Origin of the sequence: Chryseobacterium formosum (genome assembly GCF_026460885.1) — a bacterium.
Classification (GTDB): Bacteria; Bacteroidota; Bacteroidia; order Flavobacteriales; family Weeksellaceae; genus Chryseobacterium; species Chryseobacterium formosus.
This window is the reverse complement of sequence record NZ_JAOVZW010000008.1, coordinates 222923-240131: the sequence shown is the minus strand read 5'-3', so window position 1 is coordinate 240131 and position 17209 is coordinate 222923. Positions and strand designations below refer to the sequence as shown.

The 17209-nt window shown below is 33.2% G+C and carries 14 protein-coding genes; 7 read left to right on the top strand and 7 right to left on the bottom strand.

Annotation, left to right across the window (positions count from 1 at the left end; genetic code table 11):
- Positions 1-12 precede the first annotated feature (12 nt).
- From OF897_RS07380 to OF897_RS07365, 4 genes are read left to right on the top strand one after another with little or no spacing between them, the layout of a single operon-like run.
- Positions 13-1743 (top strand): ABC transporter ATP-binding protein, encoded by a 1731-nt coding sequence (locus tag OF897_RS07380; RefSeq protein WP_267265252.1) that lies wholly within the window; start codon positions 13-15, stop codon positions 1741-1743.
- A complete protein-coding gene (locus tag OF897_RS07375; RefSeq protein WP_267265051.1) occupies positions 1733-2164 on the top strand; it encodes a hypothetical protein in 432 nt (143 codons plus the stop codon). The genes OF897_RS07380 and OF897_RS07375 overlap by 11 nt, the downstream gene beginning before the upstream one ends.
- Entirely contained in the window at positions 2165-3118 is a 954-nt protein-coding gene (locus OF897_RS07370; RefSeq protein WP_267265050.1) for a helix-turn-helix transcriptional regulator, read from the top strand.
- On the top strand, positions 3119-4219 hold the full coding sequence (locus tag OF897_RS07365; protein ID WP_267265049.1) for a linear amide C-N hydrolase: 1101 nt from the start codon (positions 3119-3121) through the stop codon (positions 4217-4219). It begins immediately after the preceding gene.
- Between the two features lie 212 nt (positions 4220-4431).
- On the opposite strand, the gene OF897_RS07360 is transcribed toward OF897_RS07365, so the two are convergent.
- From OF897_RS07360 to OF897_RS07340, 5 genes are all read right to left on the bottom strand, one after another.
- Positions 4432-4929 (bottom strand): DinB family protein, encoded by a 498-nt coding sequence (locus OF897_RS07360; RefSeq protein ID WP_267265048.1) that lies wholly within the window; start codon positions 4927-4929, stop codon positions 4432-4434.
- 215 nt (positions 4930-5144) lie between these two features.
- Positions 5145-7631 carry a beta-mannosidase gene (locus OF897_RS07355; RefSeq protein WP_267265047.1) on the bottom strand — a complete coding sequence of 829 codons (2487 nt, stop codon included), beginning with the start codon at positions 7629-7631 and terminating at the stop codon, positions 5145-5147.
- 186 nt (positions 7632-7817) lie between these two features.
- Complete coding sequence (locus OF897_RS07350; protein ID WP_267265046.1) at positions 7818-8480, bottom strand: copper homeostasis protein CutC; 663 nt, start codon at positions 8478-8480, stop codon at positions 7818-7820.
- Positions 8481-8551: 71 nt separating this feature from the next.
- Positions 8552-9547 carry an isoaspartyl peptidase/L-asparaginase family protein gene (locus tag OF897_RS07345; RefSeq protein ID WP_267265045.1) on the bottom strand — a complete coding sequence of 332 codons (996 nt, stop codon included), beginning with the start codon at positions 9545-9547 and terminating at the stop codon, positions 8552-8554.
- A gap of 60 nt (positions 9548-9607) precedes the next feature.
- Positions 9608-11845: a glycoside hydrolase family 20 protein gene (locus tag OF897_RS07340; RefSeq protein ID WP_267265044.1), complete on the bottom strand. Its 2238-nt coding sequence runs from the start codon at positions 11843-11845 to the stop codon at positions 9608-9610.
- Between the two features lie 105 nt (positions 11846-11950).
- Between OF897_RS07340 and OF897_RS07335 the strand changes: the two genes are divergently transcribed.
- Positions 11951-12760: a DUF4197 domain-containing protein gene (locus OF897_RS07335; RefSeq protein WP_267265043.1), complete on the top strand. Its 810-nt coding sequence runs from the start codon at positions 11951-11953 to the stop codon at positions 12758-12760.
- A 147-nt stretch (positions 12761-12907) separates the two neighbouring features.
- On the opposite strand, the gene OF897_RS07330 is transcribed toward OF897_RS07335, so the two are convergent.
- A complete protein-coding gene (locus OF897_RS07330; RefSeq protein ID WP_267265042.1) occupies positions 12908-13561 on the bottom strand; it encodes a CoA transferase subunit B in 654 nt (217 codons plus the stop codon).
- A gap of 122 nt (positions 13562-13683) precedes the next feature.
- On the opposite strand from OF897_RS07330, the gene OF897_RS07325 reads away from it, so the two are divergent.
- Positions 13684-15489 carry an ABC transporter ATP-binding protein gene (locus tag OF897_RS07325; RefSeq protein WP_267265041.1) on the top strand — a complete coding sequence of 602 codons (1806 nt, stop codon included), beginning with the start codon at positions 13684-13686 and terminating at the stop codon, positions 15487-15489.
- A 133-nt stretch (positions 15490-15622) separates the two neighbouring features.
- Positions 15623-16312: a DUF3575 domain-containing protein gene (locus tag OF897_RS07320; protein WP_267265040.1), complete on the top strand. Its 690-nt coding sequence runs from the start codon at positions 15623-15625 to the stop codon at positions 16310-16312.
- A 133-nt stretch (positions 16313-16445) separates the two neighbouring features.
- Here the strand turns inward: OF897_RS07320 and OF897_RS07315 are convergent, their stop codons facing one another.
- Entirely contained in the window at positions 16446-17147 is a 702-nt protein-coding gene (locus tag OF897_RS07315; RefSeq protein WP_267265039.1) for a CoA transferase subunit A, read from the bottom strand.
- Positions 17148-17209 lie beyond the last annotated feature (62 nt).

Genomic DNA, 17209 nt, shown 5'->3' with positions numbered 1-17209 from the left:
CCGTATCGACCGATGATTTATGGGACTTTGTTTCTAACTTTCCTCGGTGCTTTAGCAGCTCAAGTCAATCCTTTAGTTTTAAAATATACGGTGGATGAAGTCACAAAACTGACTCATTTACCAAATCCGATGAATGAAGGAGTTCATATTTTAATTCTCATCTCGGTTATTTTATTGGGAAAAGAACTCTTAAATATTTTCATCAATTTCGGGCAAAAATTTTATGGTGAAAAAATAAGAATTAATGTAAGTTCGGTTTTGGCACAGTCGGCGATTGACAAGATTTTGACGTATAGAGTTGCATATTTTAATGATGAAAACCACGCTTCAGGAAAATTACAAACAAGAATCGACCGTGGAATTGAAAGTTTGACAAGACTCGTTCAAAACTTCTTCATCGATATGCTTCCGCTATTTTCAAATGCATTTATCGCTCTAATTATTATGTATTTGCAAAACGTTTATGTAGGAATAGTTTCTACGATTATTGTTCCTATTTATTTTTATATCAGTTCATTACAGGCAAAAAAATTGGGAGGAGTGAGGCGAACGTTGAGAAATCAACGTGAACAAAAAACTTCCGGACTTTTAAATTTAATCAATTCCATTATGGTGATTAAAAGTTTTGTCCGTGAAAAATTTGAAGGTAAAAAACAGTACGATTTGCAAATGCAGTTGATGGACAGCCAAATGTTTACCCGAAAAACGAGTTTTATCTACGACGGTTTAAAAACTTTTATCGAGCAGTTTGGGGTTGTTTTAATTATTCTTCTGACGGTTTACTTGGTTTTGGATCAAAAGATGACCATTGGTGCGATTATGCTTCACATCATGCTTTTCAATAATGTCTCTTCACCAATCAGACAGCTTCACAGAATTTATGATGATATGAATGATGCGATGATTTATGCGGAAGGTTATTTTGATATTTTAAATGCCGAAAACGAAACTGAACCCAACGGAACTTTTGTAGAAAATAAAATTAAGGGAAATTTTGAATTAAAAAACGTTAATTTCACCTATCCAAACGGAACAAAAGCACTCAACAATGTTTCGATGACTTTTGAAAATGGTAAAACTACCGCTTTAGTAGGATTAAGCGGAGCCGGTAAGTCAACAATTATCAATCTCTTGTGTAAATTCTATCTTCCCGATTCAGGCGAAATTATTTTAGATAAAGTTGATTTGAAAAATTACAACAATACTTTCTTGAGAGACGATTTAGGCTTGGTATTGCAGAAAAATCACATTTTTCAGGGAAGTATTGAAGACAACATTCGCTACGGAAATATGAATGCGAGCTTCGAGGAAATTGAAGAAGCTGCTAAAAAAGCTTATCTCCACGAGCAGATTTTAGATCTTCCTGAAAAATATCAACATGACGCAACTCAACTTTCAGGTGGACAACAACAGAGGATTGCGATTGCAAGATTATTTTTGAAAAATCCACCGATTATTTTTCTGGACGAACCGACTGCAAGTCTCGATGCAATTGCTACGGAACAGATTAAAAATTCTTTGGATGCCATAAAAGCTGGACGAACAGTTGTAATTATTTCACATTCTCTTTCACAAATTTTAGATTCAGATAAAATTTATGTGATGAAAAAAGGACACGTCGTAGAAAGCGGAACTCACGATGAACTGGTGCAGATGAATGGAACTTACCGAGAAATTTTTGATGCTTCGGCGAGGAGTTTGAATTTGGATAGATTGGTGAAAAGTTATAAAGATGAAAATTAGGTTTTTATTTTTAATGGTTTTATTTACTAATTTCTTGTTTTCTCAATTGCCATGTCCGCTAAAAACAGGAGAAATTATACCATCTATTCTTAGATGTTTGGGCAGTGGAGATGATAAATCTTTAAATAGAATCAAATCGGATAATAATCAGGTTTTTAGCCTTTCAGAAGGAAAAGTTGTTAATATTCTTTTACACAGTGATAATTCTAAAACATTGTTGGTTAGAACTGTTGATGATTATTTTTATACTTATTCAAATTTGGATAAAGTTTTTTTTAAACCCCAAGACAAAATTGAAAAAGATGCGTTGTTAGGTTTCGCTCTTTTTGATGAAGATGAAAAAAAATATTTAGTAGAATTTCAATATTGGAAAAAAACAGAACGTCTTAAAGTTGAATTAAATTGTAAAAAGCCCGATTAGATGAATGATCATTACCTAAAAAAGCTCGACCGCGTCACCGCCATTCTCACTCAGTTACAATCAAAACCGATTGTAAGAGCACAGGATTTGGCTGAAAAATTTGAAGTGAGCGTAAGAACGATTTACCGTGATGTGAAAACGTTGGAAAACGCAGGAATTCCGATTGTTGGTGAAGCGGGAAGCGGTTATTCTTTGATGGATGGCTACAAACTTCCGCCTGTAATGTTTACCAAAGAAGAGGTTTTAAGTTTTATTACTGCTGAAAAACTGATGCAGAAATTTTCACATGAAAGTTTGGGAAATCATTATAAAACGGCAATGGAAAAACTGCGGTCGGTATTAAGAAATTCAGATAAAAATTTAATTCAGAATATTGAAAATCAGATTGATATTTTTGATTACAGTCCGAAATCGGATGATTCTATCAAAAATGTAATTCCGATTATTCTTGAAAGTATTGCCGAAAAAAAACAGCTTTCTATTGAATATCAAAGTGTTGGTGCACAGGTTTCAAATCGTACCATTGAAGCCATTGGAATTTTTTACGAATTTACCTATTGGTACATCATGGCTTTTTGTACGTTAAGAAAAGATTTCAGACAATTCAGAGTCGACCGGATTTTGAAAATTTCCAAAACAGAAATTTCTTTTTCGCAGGAATACGGTAAAATAAATGATCATCGGAGAATTGCCTCAAAAACAACCACAAAAGTAAAATTACTGGTCGATAAAAAAATCATGGGATATTTAATCAATTCTAAAAGCTATTACGGATTGATTGAAGAAAAAGAAACTGATCAAGGCATCGAAATGACCTTCGAAACTGAGTGGATTGATGAAGGATTTCCACGCTGGCTGATTACTTTCGCAGATTATGCAACAATATTGGAACCTGAATTATTAAAAACCAAAATGAAAAATTTAATTACTAAAATTGCAAAAGATTTTAAATAAATGAAGACCCTATTTTTACGAAGCTTACTTTTAATTTCACTTACTACTTCTATTTCCACTTCTGCGTGTTCAGCATTTTTACTGAAAGGAAAAGATTACTGCGTGATTGGTTTTAATGAAAACTGGAAAACGATGCCCGGAATGATTGTCGTTAATAAACGAAATGTTCAGAAAAGAAATATCAGCTGGGAAAATCTAACGACCGACAATTTAAATTCAAAAAAAGAATGGAATTCAAAGTATGGTTCAGTTACTTTTAACCTTTTAGGGTATGATTTTCCTTGTTATGGAGTCAATGAAAAAGGACTTTTTCTAGTTGAATTATATCTTGAAGAAACCACAAAAGTTTTTAATCCTAAACAGTCGAATATGTTTTGGGCACAGTGGATTCAATATCAACTGGATAATTATAAAACTGTAAAAGAAGTTGTCGATCATTTGAACGACGGTCCGAATATCGACTGGTGGCCCAATGCAGCAGGAAGCCATTTTTTTGTGACAGATGCCAAAGGAAATACGGCAACTATCGCTTTACTTGACGGCAAATATAAAGTGCTCACCGATAAAGAAATGCCGATGCCACTTTTATGCAACAATCAGTACAGAAAAGATTTTCAAAGTGCTCAAAAACTTGATTTTTTGGGTGGAAATGAAAAATTTGATTTTGCGCAACAGGGAAAATGGGAAGACCGTTACAATCGTGCTTATTATATGCTACAAAATTATCAATACGACCAAAAACCGATAGCGTATGCCTGGAATATTTTAAATTCAATTCATGCGGGAGAATGGCAAACCGTGATTGATGTGAAAAATATGAATCTTACTTTTCGTTCTGACCTTAAAAAAGAAGTGAAGACAATCGATCTTAGAAAGCTAGATTTTTCTAAAAATTCAAAAGTGAAATTTTTAGATATTCACACTAGTCAGTTAGGTGAAGTCAACAAAGATTTTCAGACTTTGACTTTAGACAAGAATAACGAATACGTTGAAAAAGGATTTCCGATTGGCTACGACAACAAAGAATTTGGAACTTCTGAAATTTTTGTGAAACTTAAAGAAAATATCAGAAAATTCTTTCAATCTGTATTACCTGACTAATTATTTTCAGTTCGCTAGTTCGAGTATTTTTTCGAAATGAAATGGAGAAAAATGTATCGAGAACCAGTGAGCTCCCGACAAAATATATAAAACTGAAAAGTATCAGCAAAAACTTCTCGATACGATTTTTTGCAAAATTTAAGCAAAATGACGGTAGCGTAAACTTTAAAAAAAAAGCTTTCAGAGAATTTCTGAAAACTTTAAAAAATTCATTAAAGGCTAAATCTTTCCCAGAAGAAAGGCGGCTCAATTCCTAGAGCTCTTAAATAGACAAATCCCTGTCCACGGTGATGCACTTCATTATCCACAAAATAAAGAATATTCTGATATACCGGAAATTCGTACTGACCGAATAAATTGAACATTTCTTGAAATCTTTCTTCAGAAATCTGATTAAAATAATGATTGATTACCACTGTTTCAGAATCCCATTTTGCCAAAAGCTCTTCTTTAGTTTTAGGCTTAAAAGCTTCTTCCGAAAACTTCTCAATTTGTTGATCTACGATTCCTTTCAAAGCTGGACCTGCAATGCTGATTAGTTCAACTGCTAATTTTGCAAACGGTCTCATTCCACCAATCGAAAACTCAAATAATTCTTTTTCAGGGAACATTTCAATCACTCTTCTTGTCAGGTTTCTGTGTCCTTGCCAATGCTCTAATAGTTGTGCTGAAGAGATAAACTGTGTCGTTGCTGTTGCTGTAGTTGTCATAATTTTTGTTTTAAGTTGTTAATCTTATGACAAAGATAATTCGGGTTAATGACAACAGTTTGTCAGTAGGATTTTTGATGTTTAAAAATTATTTTTTTTTTCAAATAATTAAATATTTCTCACGTTAGATGGATATCCGATACACAAATGTTTCAATTGTAAATATGTAGAGGTAGATAAATTTTGAATTAGGCCGGTTTTTAAAATCGGTCTTTTTATTCGTTCATTGCATCCCAAAGACTCATCACATCAACTTTTCCCAAAGGTTTTGAAAGGGTAATTTTTCTTGATGTATTTGGAAGTAAATCAAAATAATTGTCACTAAAATGTGTATCCCCCACTAAATATACATTTTTCGCCAAAACGTCTGTAGAGATTTCGATTTCAGTTGTTGAAATATTCTTGATTTTAATGGTGGGCTTTGTTAATTTTAAATCTTTTGGTTTTACAAAGAAATGATTATTCTGAGCAATGATTTTTTCGTTTTTATCTTTTAAAGTTAACTTTAAAAAGACTTCATTTTTACTGGAGTCTGAAATTAAATTTTCAATTTCAATCGGATCAAATTTAACAATTTCCTTTAAAGTTTTTCCATCCGGAACGGTTGCAATTTCGTTTAAAACTTTTCCATTAAAATCAATGACTTCAATCTCAACAAAAACATCTTCAAAATTTTTCAAACCATCATTAATTCCATAAAAACTCAAGACTCCATCTTTTTCCTCAGTTAAAATCACCTGATTTTCAAAACTTCTTTTCACCTGATAATGTAATGCTTTCCAGTTTCCCAAATAATCAATCGAAGACCATGAAACTACAGGCCAACAATCATTCAACTGCCAGTACAAAGTTCCCATATTGTAAGATTTTGCACGACGATGCGCTTCAATGGCGATCTGCATTCCGCGAGCTTGAAGTAATTGAGAAACGTAATTGTATTTCACAAAATCCGTAGGAATTTTATAATCCCGTTTCATGTATAAATCGATAATTTCCCAACCTCTGGAATGCTTTTCATGAGCTTTTATCGTTCCGTTTTGGAAGTTTAAATCAGGTTTTTCTGAGAACATCGATTTTGTAGTTTCCAAAGTCGGCATTCCCTGAAAACCATATTCGGAAGCGAATCTCGGAACTTTTTCATTATAAATTTCAAACGGCTGTTCTCCCCACCAAACTCCCCAATAATGAGAATCACCTTCGGTTAAACTTTCTTTGTGTCCCCATCCGATTGATGGTGAACTTTCCCAATAAATCTGCTTGTCATTTGAAGCATATTTTTTGATGGCATTCGGAATCACTTCATGGAAAATTTTCTTATAATCTTTCCAAACCTGCAGAGAATCTTCTTTTGAATATTTGAATTGTTTTTGATATCCCCAGTTGACAATCGCTTCATCAATTTCATTATTTCCGCACCATAAAGCCAATGACGGATGATTTTGTAGCCTTTCAATCTGATCTTTCACTTCAAATTCTACATTTTTCTGAAAATTTTCATCAGCAGGATAAAAACTCCCAGCAAACATGAAATCCTGCCAAACTAAAATCCCGTTTTCGTCACAAGCTTTGTAAAATTCGTCGTCTTCGTAAATTCCGCCACCCCAAATACGAATCATATTCATATTTGCTTCTTTGGAATCTTGTATAAGTTTTTGATAGTTCTCTTTGGTGATTCTAGGGGTAAAACTGTCAGAAGGAATCCAATTGGTTCCTTTTGCATACATCGGATTTCCATTGACTTTAAAATAAAAAGATTTTCCTTTTTCGTCTTTTTCTTGAATTAATTCAACTGTTCTTAAACCAATTCTTTCTGCTTTTTCTGCTAAAATTTTTGAATCTTTCTGTAATGAAATTTTCAAATCATATAAGATTGGATCACCCCAACCATTGGGTTGCCAAAGTTTTGGATTGTTAATGGTAAAAGAAATTTGAATTGTATTTTTTCCTTTTTTTAATTGAATATTGTTGACTTGGTTATTAATTGAAACGAAATATTTCCCTTCTTTATCAGCAAAAATTTCTGTATAAACATTCAATTCTGCTTTTTGCTTTGCTAAAACTTTCTGTTCAATTTTAACATTTTCAATCTTTGCATTATTCCAAAATTCAAGCTTTATATCTTTCCAGATTCCTGCAGTTACCAATCTCGGTCCCCAATCCCAACCGAATTGATATTGTGCTTTTCTGACAAAACTTCTTGGTGATTCCGGCACTGTGAAAGGAACTTTTTTTGCTAATTCTTTTCCAACATTTACCGAAGATTTGAATTTAACTTGTAAAATATTTTCACCAATTTTTAAATTGTTCTTAACAGGAATTTCCCATTTTCTAAACATATTATCTGTTTTTTTCAACAGTTTTCCATTCAGGTAAATTTCAGAATATGTATCCAATCCATTAAAAACCAATTCAATATTTTGATTCTGCAATTCTTTTGATGAAATTTTAAATGAAGTTTGATAATCCCAATCTTCATTTTCTACCCACTGAACTTTTTTCTCATTCTCATCTTTGTAAGGATCGGGAATCATTTTATTATTCATTAAATCTAAATGAACCGTTCCAGGAACCGTTGCAGAAAGCCAATTTTTATCTTTTGAATTTTTAAATTTCCAATTTTCTGATGATAAGTTTCGTTCCGAAAATTGTGCAAAAATCAGATTTTGAATGAGAAGGAAAGCAAAAAGGATAATTTTGTTCATTAATAAATGGATTAAATTTTGGCAAATTAAACGTTCAATTTGTCATTCTGACGAAGGAAGAATCTAAACAATTACAGTTTAAACCATTAAAATTAAAGTTAAGTTTTTAAGAATATTAAATGGAGATTCTTCACTCCACTTTGTTCCGTTCTGAATGACAAACACACCGTTGAATTACAGAGATATTTATTTATTCTTCAAAGCAACAACCTCATCCGCATTTGCAAAAGCTCCACCATCAGTAATCGCAGAAGAGTGGAAATATTCCGCTTTTGTAAACTCTCGAAGTTCTTTAATATTTGTTGAACGAAGTCCGCCCCCTACAAGAATTTCGATTCTTCCGTTAGATAATTCTATCAGTTTTTTAAGGTTTTCCTTGCCTTCTGAAACATTTGGTTTTTGACCGGAAGTAAGAATTGTTTTAAAACCACATTCAATAATTTTTTTCAAAGAGTTTTCCAAATCTTTTGCGCGGTCGAAAGCTCGATGAAATGTACACGGATAAGGTTTTGCTAATTTAACCAATTCTTTATTTTGTTCGATATTTACCTCATCATTTTCATCTAAAATTCCGAAAACGAAACCATCAATATTTAATGATTTTAATTTAATTAATTCAGATTTCATTTGTTCAAATTCTTCATTAGAATAAGTAAAATCTCCTCCGCGAGGACGAATCATTACAAAAATCGGGGTGTTTATTTTTTCACGAAGCTGTTTTGTAGTTTCAAAATTTGGCGTTGTTCCTCCTTCGCTCAATCCGTCGCACAATTCTATTCTGTCGGCTCCGTTTTCAAAGGCGATTATTGCTGATTCGGGGTTGAAGCAGGCGATTTCTATTGTTGACATTTAGATTTAGATTTAGGTTTAGGTTTAGGTTTAGGTTTAGGTTTAGCAAAATTAATTTCTAATTTCTTACTTTATTTCAAAGCAAATTCCGGTTTTTCCAGACGGTTTCCTTTTTGATCATATACCGCAAAATTAAATCCGTCCTGAATACAATACGAACCATATTCCCCTTTTTTATTGATCGCAATAAACCCCACCTGAATATCTTTTAAATTCTTATTTCTTCTCTTGGTAATCTGTACAATTCTTTCAACCGCTTCTTTACAAGCCTGTTGAGGTTTTTTCCCTTGTCGCATCAATTCAACAACCAAATGAGTTCCCACCATTCTGATCACTTCTTCGCCATGACCCGTCGCCGTTGCTGCACCTACCTCATTATCAACAAATAAACCTGCTCCGATAATTGGTGAATCTCCAACTCTTCCGTGCATTTTGAAAGCCATCCCGCTCGTTGTACAAGCTCCGGAAAGATTTCCTTGTGCATCCAAAGCAATCATCCCGATTGTATCGTGGTTTTCAATGTTTACAATAGGTTGATATTTACTGTCTTTCAACCATTCTTTCCATTCTTTCTCAGATTCGGCAGTTAAGATATTTTCTTTTTTAAAACCTTGAGAAATGGCAAATTGCAAAGCTCCGTCACCCACCAACATGACGTGCGGCGTTTTTTCCATTACCGCTCTCGCAACCGAAATCGGATTTTTGATATTTTCTAAAGCCGCAACCGAACCGATATTGTAATTTTCATCCATAATACAGGCATCCAAAGTCACTCTTCCGTCTCTGTCGGGACGACCGCCGTAACCAACGCTTCTTTCAGTCGGATCATTTTCAACTAAACGAACTCCTTTTTCAACAGCATCTAAAGCTCGACCTCCTTTTCCAAGAATCGTCCATGCTTCTTCATTGGCTTTTAAACCAAAATTCCAAGTGGAAAGAACAATTGGTTTATTGACTGTTTTTATATTATTTTCAGGTAAATCTTTTGCAATCAAATCCAATGGATTCAACAATAATGCGGAAGAAGCCAATACTGTATTTTTAAGAAATTTTCTTCTTGAGTTCATAGTTTTAATAAGTATTTAAGTTGCAGGTCACAATTTTTAATTTTAATAAAACGTACAATTTTAATTTGCTCCGATTTCATCAACAAAAAGCCATGCTTTTGAATCTGCTCCCGGATTTCCGGCCGGAATAATTCCTGCGTTTTCTATTTTTATTTTAATATATTTTGAATTTTGGTTTCCAACATTTAATTTAATTTTTCCTTTTGCATTTACAATCTCATCTTTCCCGATTTCTTTGATCATCTTAAAGTTTGTTCCATCATCAGAAACAAAAATTTGAGCCGATTTTGCCCTATGAATCCAGCTTCCTTTATTTTCTAAGGTGTTAAAATACACTTCTGAGAATTGAGTTTTATTTCCAAAATCAATCGTTGCGACAACATCTTTTCCCTGGAAGCCAAGCCACGTTTTGCCTAATTGTTTTACATTCCCAACAATTCCGTCAGCTAATGTGAAAGCTCCGCCAAAAGAATAATTTTCGCTCGGCTGCTGTTCTAATGTAATAGTTTTTCCTGTAGTCTTAGATGTTGTAAATTGTTGAGAAGAAATCGCACTTTTCAATTGTCCGTTTTCAAAATAAGCAGATTTTATCGTCATTGATTTTGAAACCGGAATCGGATTTTGATAGGTTTGAGAATTGGCATTTGGCTCTGTTTCATCTAAAGTATATCTTATTCCATTTGGATTTTGTGAAGTTGAAAGTTCGTAAGAAACTCCATTGTTGTTGGGAATTACTTTACCTAAAACGTTGTAAATGCTTTTCGCAGAATTCACATTCATTTTATCCAAAATTTTGAATTGATTGATTACTCTTCCTTCAAATTCTTTATAATTTTTAGGATCAGAAGTTCCCCATCCGACTTCGGAAAGAGCAAATAATCTTGGAAAAATCATGTATTGAACCTGTTTAAAATCAAGAATATATTCCGTCCATAAATTCGCTTGAACTCCCAAAATATATTTTGCCTGTTCAGCATTCAGTTCGGAAGGAATCGGATTGTAAGAATACACTTTCTCTAAAGGAGTAAAACCGCCAAAAGCATTGGGTTCTGTTGCCGGATCTCCTTGATAATGATCGAAATAGCAATAAGAACCGGGAGTCATCACAGCAAAATGATTTGATTTTGCGGCTTCAATTCCTCCATTCACACCAGTCCAGCTCATTACGGCGGCGTTTGGAGCCAATCCGCCTTCTAAAATCTCGTCCCAACCGATGATTTTTCGACCTTTAGAATTTACATATTTTTCAATTCGGTGGATGAAATAACTTTGCAAGCCATGTTCATCCTTTAATTTATTTTTCTTGATTAATTCCTGACAATGAGCACATTCTTTCCATCTTGTCTTGGGACATTCATCGCCTCCAATGTGAATATATTGTGATGGGAAAAGTGTCATTACTTCGTCTAAAACATTTTCTAAAAAGTTGAAAGTTTCATCCTTTGGACAAAATACATCATCAAAAACACCCCATTTTGTAGCTGCTTCAAAAGGTCCTTTTGTGCAAGCCAATTCAGGATAAGCCGATAAAGCCGCCAAAGCGTGACCGGGCATTTCAATTTCCGGAACTACCGTTATATGGCGGTCTTGAGCGTATTTTACAACTTCTTTTATCTGTTCTTGTGTATAAAAATAAGGTCCGTAAGGTTTTCCGTCGAAAGTATTATCAACGTAAGCTCCTATCATGGATTCTTTACGTTTTGCACCAACTTCCGTCAGTTTCGGATATTTTTTAATTTCAATTCTCCAACCCTGATCGTCTGTTAAATGCCAATGAAAAGTATTCAATTTGTACATCGCCAGATAATCGATGTATTGTTTTACTTCTTCAACCGTGAAAAAATGACGGCAAACATCCAGATGCATTCCTCGCCAAGCGAATTTGGGTTCATCCTCAATTTTCATCGCTGGAATTTTCCCTGAATCTTTGTATTGCTCAAATAACTGAATTAATGTTTGAAGAGCTAAAAAATAGCCCTGCTCTGAACCTGAAGTAATCGTAATGTTTTCTGAAGATACTATTAAAATGTATTTCTCACGATGCCCTACAAGTTGCCAAAATATTAGATTCGGACGTTCTTTTTTCGTTCGTGTACTAAACTCTAAGTAATTGACATTTTTTTTTAAATACTCTGTTTCTTCTTTAGGCAAAACAGTATCCAATTTAAAGTTTTTCGGGATAATAAATTCACCACTCAGAAATTCAACTTTCTGCGGATAAGGAATTAAATTTAATCTTGTTTGAGTAAAAAACAGACTTGAAATTAATAAAGAAAAAGCCAAGAGAAAACGCTTCATTTTTAGTGGAATTAGATTTTAGCGAATATAATTCTTTTCTGAAAAATATTTCTGCGATTTAACTTATTAAGTCAATAATCATCTAATTTTGTACAAAAATAAACGATGAGAAAAACAATTTTATTAGCAGCCGGATTATTATTCTCGGTTTCTACACAAGCACAAATTTTAGATATGATTAAATCTACCGTTAAAAACCAAACTGGTGTAGATTTAAGCAATACTAAAACATCTACTACAACTTCTCCCACTACAACTCAGCAAACTCCAACAAAAAATACTTCATCCATAAATTTAGGAAGCCTGACTTCAACACAAATTTCATCAGGTTTGAAAGAAGCCTTAAATCTTGGCGTAACTGAAGGAGTAAAAAAACTGTCTGTACAAGACGGATTTTTAAAAAATGAAGCCGTAAAAATTTTAATGCCTGAAAAATTAAGAGTTATTGATACCAAACTTCGTGCTTTTGGTTTAGGAAGTTTAGCAGATCAAGGCATAAAACTTTTAAACAGGGCTGCAGAAGATGCTGTGACAGAATCTGCTCCGATTTTCACAAAAGCTATTACGTCGATGACGATTACTGATGCAAAAAATATTTTGTTGGGAGGTGATAATTCAGCAACAAATTATTTACAAAGTAAAACCCAATCTCAACTTTTCACTGCTTTTCAGCCAAAAGTAAAGGCTTCGTTAGGAAAAGTTGGTGCTGATAAAGTTTGGAATAATTTAATTTCGAAATACAATACTTTAACAGGACAAGCTGTTTCGACAGACTTAAATGAATATGTAACCAATGAAACCATCAACGGAGTTTTTAAAATGGTTGCAGAAAAAGAAAGTGGAATCAGAAATAATTCTGTAATGAGAACAACGAGTATTTTACAGAAAGTTTTCGGAGCGCAAGACCAGAAATAAATAACCATTTTTGAAACATTAAGATATTTAAAGTTTTAAGATGTATTAAGTGAAATATTAGAGATGTTTATTAAGTGAATACTTAATTTTAATTGATTCTAAATACAACAAAAAAACCTTGTCAGTGTGACAAGGTTTTTATTTTATCTAAAATTGCATTTCAGGAATTTCACCTTCAATGATTAAATCTGCTTCTGTAGATTGAATGATGTGCTCTACTGAAACTCCGGGAGCTCTTTCAACAAGCTTGAAACCATTTGGAGTAACATCTAAAACTGCTAATTCGGTTACTACTTTTTTAACACAATTAATTCCTGTAAGAGGAAGTGAGCATTTTTTTAGGATTTTGCTCTCTCCAGCTTTGTTGACATGCATCATTGCAACGATAATATTTTCAGCTGAAGCTACCAAATCCATTGCACCACCCATTCCTTTTACCATTTTTCCGGGAATTTTCCAATTGGCAATGTCTCCGTTTTCTGAAACTTCCATTGCTCCTAAAATTGTTAAATCAACTTTTTGGCTTCTGATCATCCCGAAACTGAAAGCTGAATCAAAGAAAGAACCTCCGTCTAATATTGTAATCGTCTGTTTTCCGGCGTTGATAACATCTGCATCTTCTTCGCCCTCAAAAGGAAATGGCCCCATTCCTAAAACCCCGTTTTCACTCTGAAATTCTACAGAAAGATTGTCCGGAACGTAGTTTGCAACCAATGTCGGAATTCCGATTCCTAAATTTACATAATAGCCGTCTTTTACTTCTCTGGAAATTCTTTGTGCAATTTGTTCTTTCGTTAACATAGTATAATCTTATCCCGCCAAATTAACCATTTTTCCAGAATTACGAAATAGTTTCTTTTCTTATCCTATGATAAATTTTACTACTCAAATTGTCGTAAATTTGTGCGCTTTTAATTTTACAAATGAAAATTCTATTAAATTATTTAAAACCATATAAATGGCTAATCTTCGCTTCGTTGTTGTTAGCTTCTATCAATCAAGTGTTTTCACTTTTTGCTCCGGCGATTACTGGAAATATATTAGATAAACTTGTAAACCAACCCAATCATTTTGATAAAGAAAAACTCATCCCAAGAACTTTAAATGAATATTTGTACGGAACAGATATTTATCACGGAGTTTTCTACTTTTTAACATTATTGATTGGAACCGCCATGATTAGTCGTATTGCCAAAGCTTTTCAGGATTATGTGGTAAGTGTGATCATTCAGAAATTTGGTGCTAAAATTTTCACTGATGGTCTACAGCATTCTATGAGATTGCCTTTTCAGGAATTTGAAGACCAAAGAAGTGGTGAAACGCTTTCAATTTTAACTAAAGTGCGTGAAGATTCTGTGAAATTTATCAATAATTTCATCAATGTATTTTTCGGAATTTTGGTAAGCATTATCTTCGTTTCAGTTTATGCCATCCGTTTACACTGGTCGATTATGCCCGTTTATGTGGTTGGAATTATTTTGATTGCAGTTGTAACCAATTTATTGAGTAAAAGGATTAAAACAATTCAGAAAAATATTGTTACAGAAACTACAACTTTAGCAGGAAGCACCACCGAAAGTCTTAGAAATATTGAAATTGTAAAGAGTTTAGGATTAACCAATCAGGAAGTTGAACGTTTAAATAATAATACTTACAAAATTCTTAACTTGGAATTGAGAAAAGTGAAAAGTATCCGTTCTTTGAGTTTTGTACAGGGAACTTTAGTTAATTTTCTACAGCAGGTTATTACTTTCACTTTATTGTTATTAATTTTTAAAAACATTGTAACGCCGGGACAATATTTATCGTTAATGTTTTACGGATTCTTTATTTTCGGACCGATGCAGGAAATCGGTAATATCATTATTTCTTATCGTGAAGCCGAAGCATCACTTCAGAATTTTGACCGAGTGATGAAAAAAGAAGTGGAACCTAAGCCTTTAACTCCAAAAAAAATCGGAGCTATTGAAGATTTAAAATTTGAAAAAGTTTCTTTTCAACATCAAAGTGCCCATTATAAAGCTTTAAATTCTATTTCATTTCATGTAAAAAATGGCGAAACGATAGCTTTTGTAGGACCAAGTGGATCAGGAAAAAGTACATTGGTGAAATTACTTGTCGGTTTATACAGACCAAAGGAAGGTTCTATTCTTTATAATAATATTGACGGAAAAGAATTTGATTTTGATGAATTGAGAAATCAGATTGGATTTGTAACACAGGACACTCAACTTTTTGCCGGAACAATACGAGAAAATCTTTTATTTGTGAATCCTTCTGCGACTGAAGAAGATTTACAATTAGCTTTAAAAAAATCAAGCTGTACTGCACTTTTAGAGCGTGCTGAAAAAGGAATTGAAACCGTAATTGGTGAAGGCGGATTAAAATTAAGTGGTGGTGAAAAACAGAGAATTGCCATTGCAAGAGCTTTATTAAGAAAACCACATTTACTTATTTTTGATGAAGCAACTTCTGCTTTGGACAGTATTACGGAAGAAGAAATTACGACAACTATTAAAGAAATTTCAAGAGAAAAAGAGCAGATTACTGTTTTGATTGCGCACAGATTAAGTACAATTATGCACGCCGACCGAATTTTTGTTTTAGAAAGAGGTAATATCATAGAGACTGGTTCACATTTACAGTTAATTGAAGAAAAAGGGCTGTATTATGCGATGTGGAGACAGCAAATCGGGGAAAGAAAGACTGCAGAATTACCTTTGGCTTGATTTTCACCACAAAAGGGCAAAAAGCTTTAGATTTTTAAGTTGAAAATATTTTCCATTATTTTTTTTGAATAATACAAAACAGGGTGATTTTATTAGTAATTTTAGGTCGTTTTAAAACTTAAAATTCATTTGAATGAAAAAATTTCTATCTGTTTTTATTTTAACGATTTCAGCTTTTATTTTTGCGCAAGAATCAAAGGAAAGTAATTGGATTTTAAAACTAAATGCAACTCAATTAGTAGATGTAATTTCTTATCCTACTTTACAAATTTCTGCTGAAAGAAAAATTAATCCATATTTCAGTGTGAACGCCGAAATTGGATATCAATTATATGATTTTAGTAAACCTGATACGATATTTTTAAAATCGAAAGGATTTAAAGCTAATCTTGAAGGTCGGGCTTATTTGTTCAAAATGCTTCATTCAAGAATTGAATCGAAACGGAATGAATTTTATGTCGGTTTACAATTATTTTACCGTAAAAATCAAAGTACAGATATTGTAGATTATTCTCCTTTAAATAATGCTGATGTAAAATATACCGATAATTTCGGATTTAAAAGAAAAGCAAAAGGTTTTAATGTGATGTTCGGAAATCAGATTTCAGTATCCAAAAAAATTGTTTTGGAACCTTATGTAGGTTTAGGATTAATGAACAGAAAAGTAGAAAATACTGCTATTGATTACAATGAGTCTAAACATGAAATTGCAGGAACTGGCTTGACGCCGCTTTTCAGAGAACTAAATATGGAAAAAAATTCGGGCATTACTTCAACTTTTGTTTTGGACTTAGAGTCGGATATAGATTGTAGAGGAAGGTAGATGCTGAAAGCTGAAAGTTTACATAATTGAAAACAGAGATTCCTCCTTCGTCGGAATGACAACTTTGAAAATAAATTTAAAATGATACCCCGAAAGATGATTTCAGGGTACTATATTTTTAGAAATAAAAAAATTAATCTTTTTTTCTAACTGTTCTCTGCTCAATTCTTTTTTCAAATTTTTCTCCCTGAAAAATTCTTTGAATCATAATTCCAGGAATATGAATTTGGTTTGGATCTAATTCTCCTGGTTCAACCAATTCTTCTACTTCAGCAATCGTTATTTTTCCTGCTCCTGCCATTGGATGATTGAAATTTCTTGCAGATCCTTTGAAAATTAAATTTCCTGCATGGTCACCTTTCCAAGCTTTAACGATGGAATAATCTGCTTCATAAGCGTGCTCCAAAATATGAGGTTTTCCCTTGAAATCTTTTACTTCCTTTCCTTCTGCTACTTCAGTTCCGAAACCTGCAGGTGTATAAAAAGCCGGAATTCCCGCCTGTGCGGCTCTGCATTTTTCTGCCAAAGTTCCTTGTGGAGTAAGCTCAACTTCCAATTCTCCTGAAAGCATCTGTCTTTCAAACTCGGCATTTTCTCCTACATAAGACGAAATCATTTTCTTGATCTGTCTTTTGTGAAGCAATAATCCCAATCCGAAATCATCAACTCCGGCGTTGTTTGAAATACAGGTTAAGTCTTTTACATCGTTATCTACCAAAGCATTGATTGAATTTTCCGGAATTCCACACAATCCGAATCCACCCAACATTAAGGTCATTCCGTCTTTGATTCCTTCAATTGCTTCAGTTGCATTTTTTACTCTTTTATCGATCATTTTAAGTATAAAATTTGAAGGTCTTAAATTAGTATTTTTCTTTGAGATTAAGAAAACTTGTT

What these genes read in the sequence shown, in the direction of transcription:
- OF897_RS07380 (WP_267265252.1), top strand. Translation starts at nt 13, where the DNA reads ATGATTTATGGGACTTTGTTTCTAACTTTCCTCGGTGCTTTAGCAGCT.
- OF897_RS07375 (WP_267265051.1), top strand. Translation starts at nt 1,733, where the DNA reads ATGAAAATTAGGTTTTTATTTTTAATGGTTTTATTTACTAATTTCTTG.
- OF897_RS07370 (WP_267265050.1), top strand. Translation starts at nt 2,165, where the DNA reads ATGAATGATCATTACCTAAAAAAGCTCGACCGCGTCACCGCCATTCTC.
- OF897_RS07365 (WP_267265049.1), top strand. Translation starts at nt 3,119, where the DNA reads ATGAAGACCCTATTTTTACGAAGCTTACTTTTAATTTCACTTACTACT.
- OF897_RS07360 (WP_267265048.1), bottom strand. Translation starts at nt 4,929, where the DNA reads ATGACAACTACAGCAACAGCAACGACACAGTTTATCTCTTCAGCACAA.
- OF897_RS07355 (WP_267265047.1), bottom strand. Translation starts at nt 7,631, where the DNA reads ATGAACAAAATTATCCTTTTTGCTTTCCTTCTCATTCAAAATCTGATT.
- OF897_RS07350 (WP_267265046.1), bottom strand. Translation starts at nt 8,480, where the DNA reads ATGTCAACAATAGAAATCGCCTGCTTCAACCCCGAATCAGCAATAATC.
- OF897_RS07345 (WP_267265045.1), bottom strand. Translation starts at nt 9,547, where the DNA reads ATGAACTCAAGAAGAAAATTTCTTAAAAATACAGTATTGGCTTCTTCC.
- OF897_RS07340 (WP_267265044.1), bottom strand. Translation starts at nt 11,845, where the DNA reads ATGAAGCGTTTTCTCTTGGCTTTTTCTTTATTAATTTCAAGTCTGTTT.
- OF897_RS07335 (WP_267265043.1), top strand. Translation starts at nt 11,951, where the DNA reads ATGAGAAAAACAATTTTATTAGCAGCCGGATTATTATTCTCGGTTTCT.
- OF897_RS07330 (WP_267265042.1), bottom strand. Translation starts at nt 13,561, where the DNA reads ATGTTAACGAAAGAACAAATTGCACAAAGAATTTCCAGAGAAGTAAAA.
- OF897_RS07325 (WP_267265041.1), top strand. Translation starts at nt 13,684, where the DNA reads ATGAAAATTCTATTAAATTATTTAAAACCATATAAATGGCTAATCTTC.
- OF897_RS07320 (WP_267265040.1), top strand. Translation starts at nt 15,623, where the DNA reads ATGAAAAAATTTCTATCTGTTTTTATTTTAACGATTTCAGCTTTTATT.
- OF897_RS07315 (WP_267265039.1), bottom strand. Translation starts at nt 17,147, where the DNA reads ATGATCGATAAAAGAGTAAAAAATGCAACTGAAGCAATTGAAGGAATC.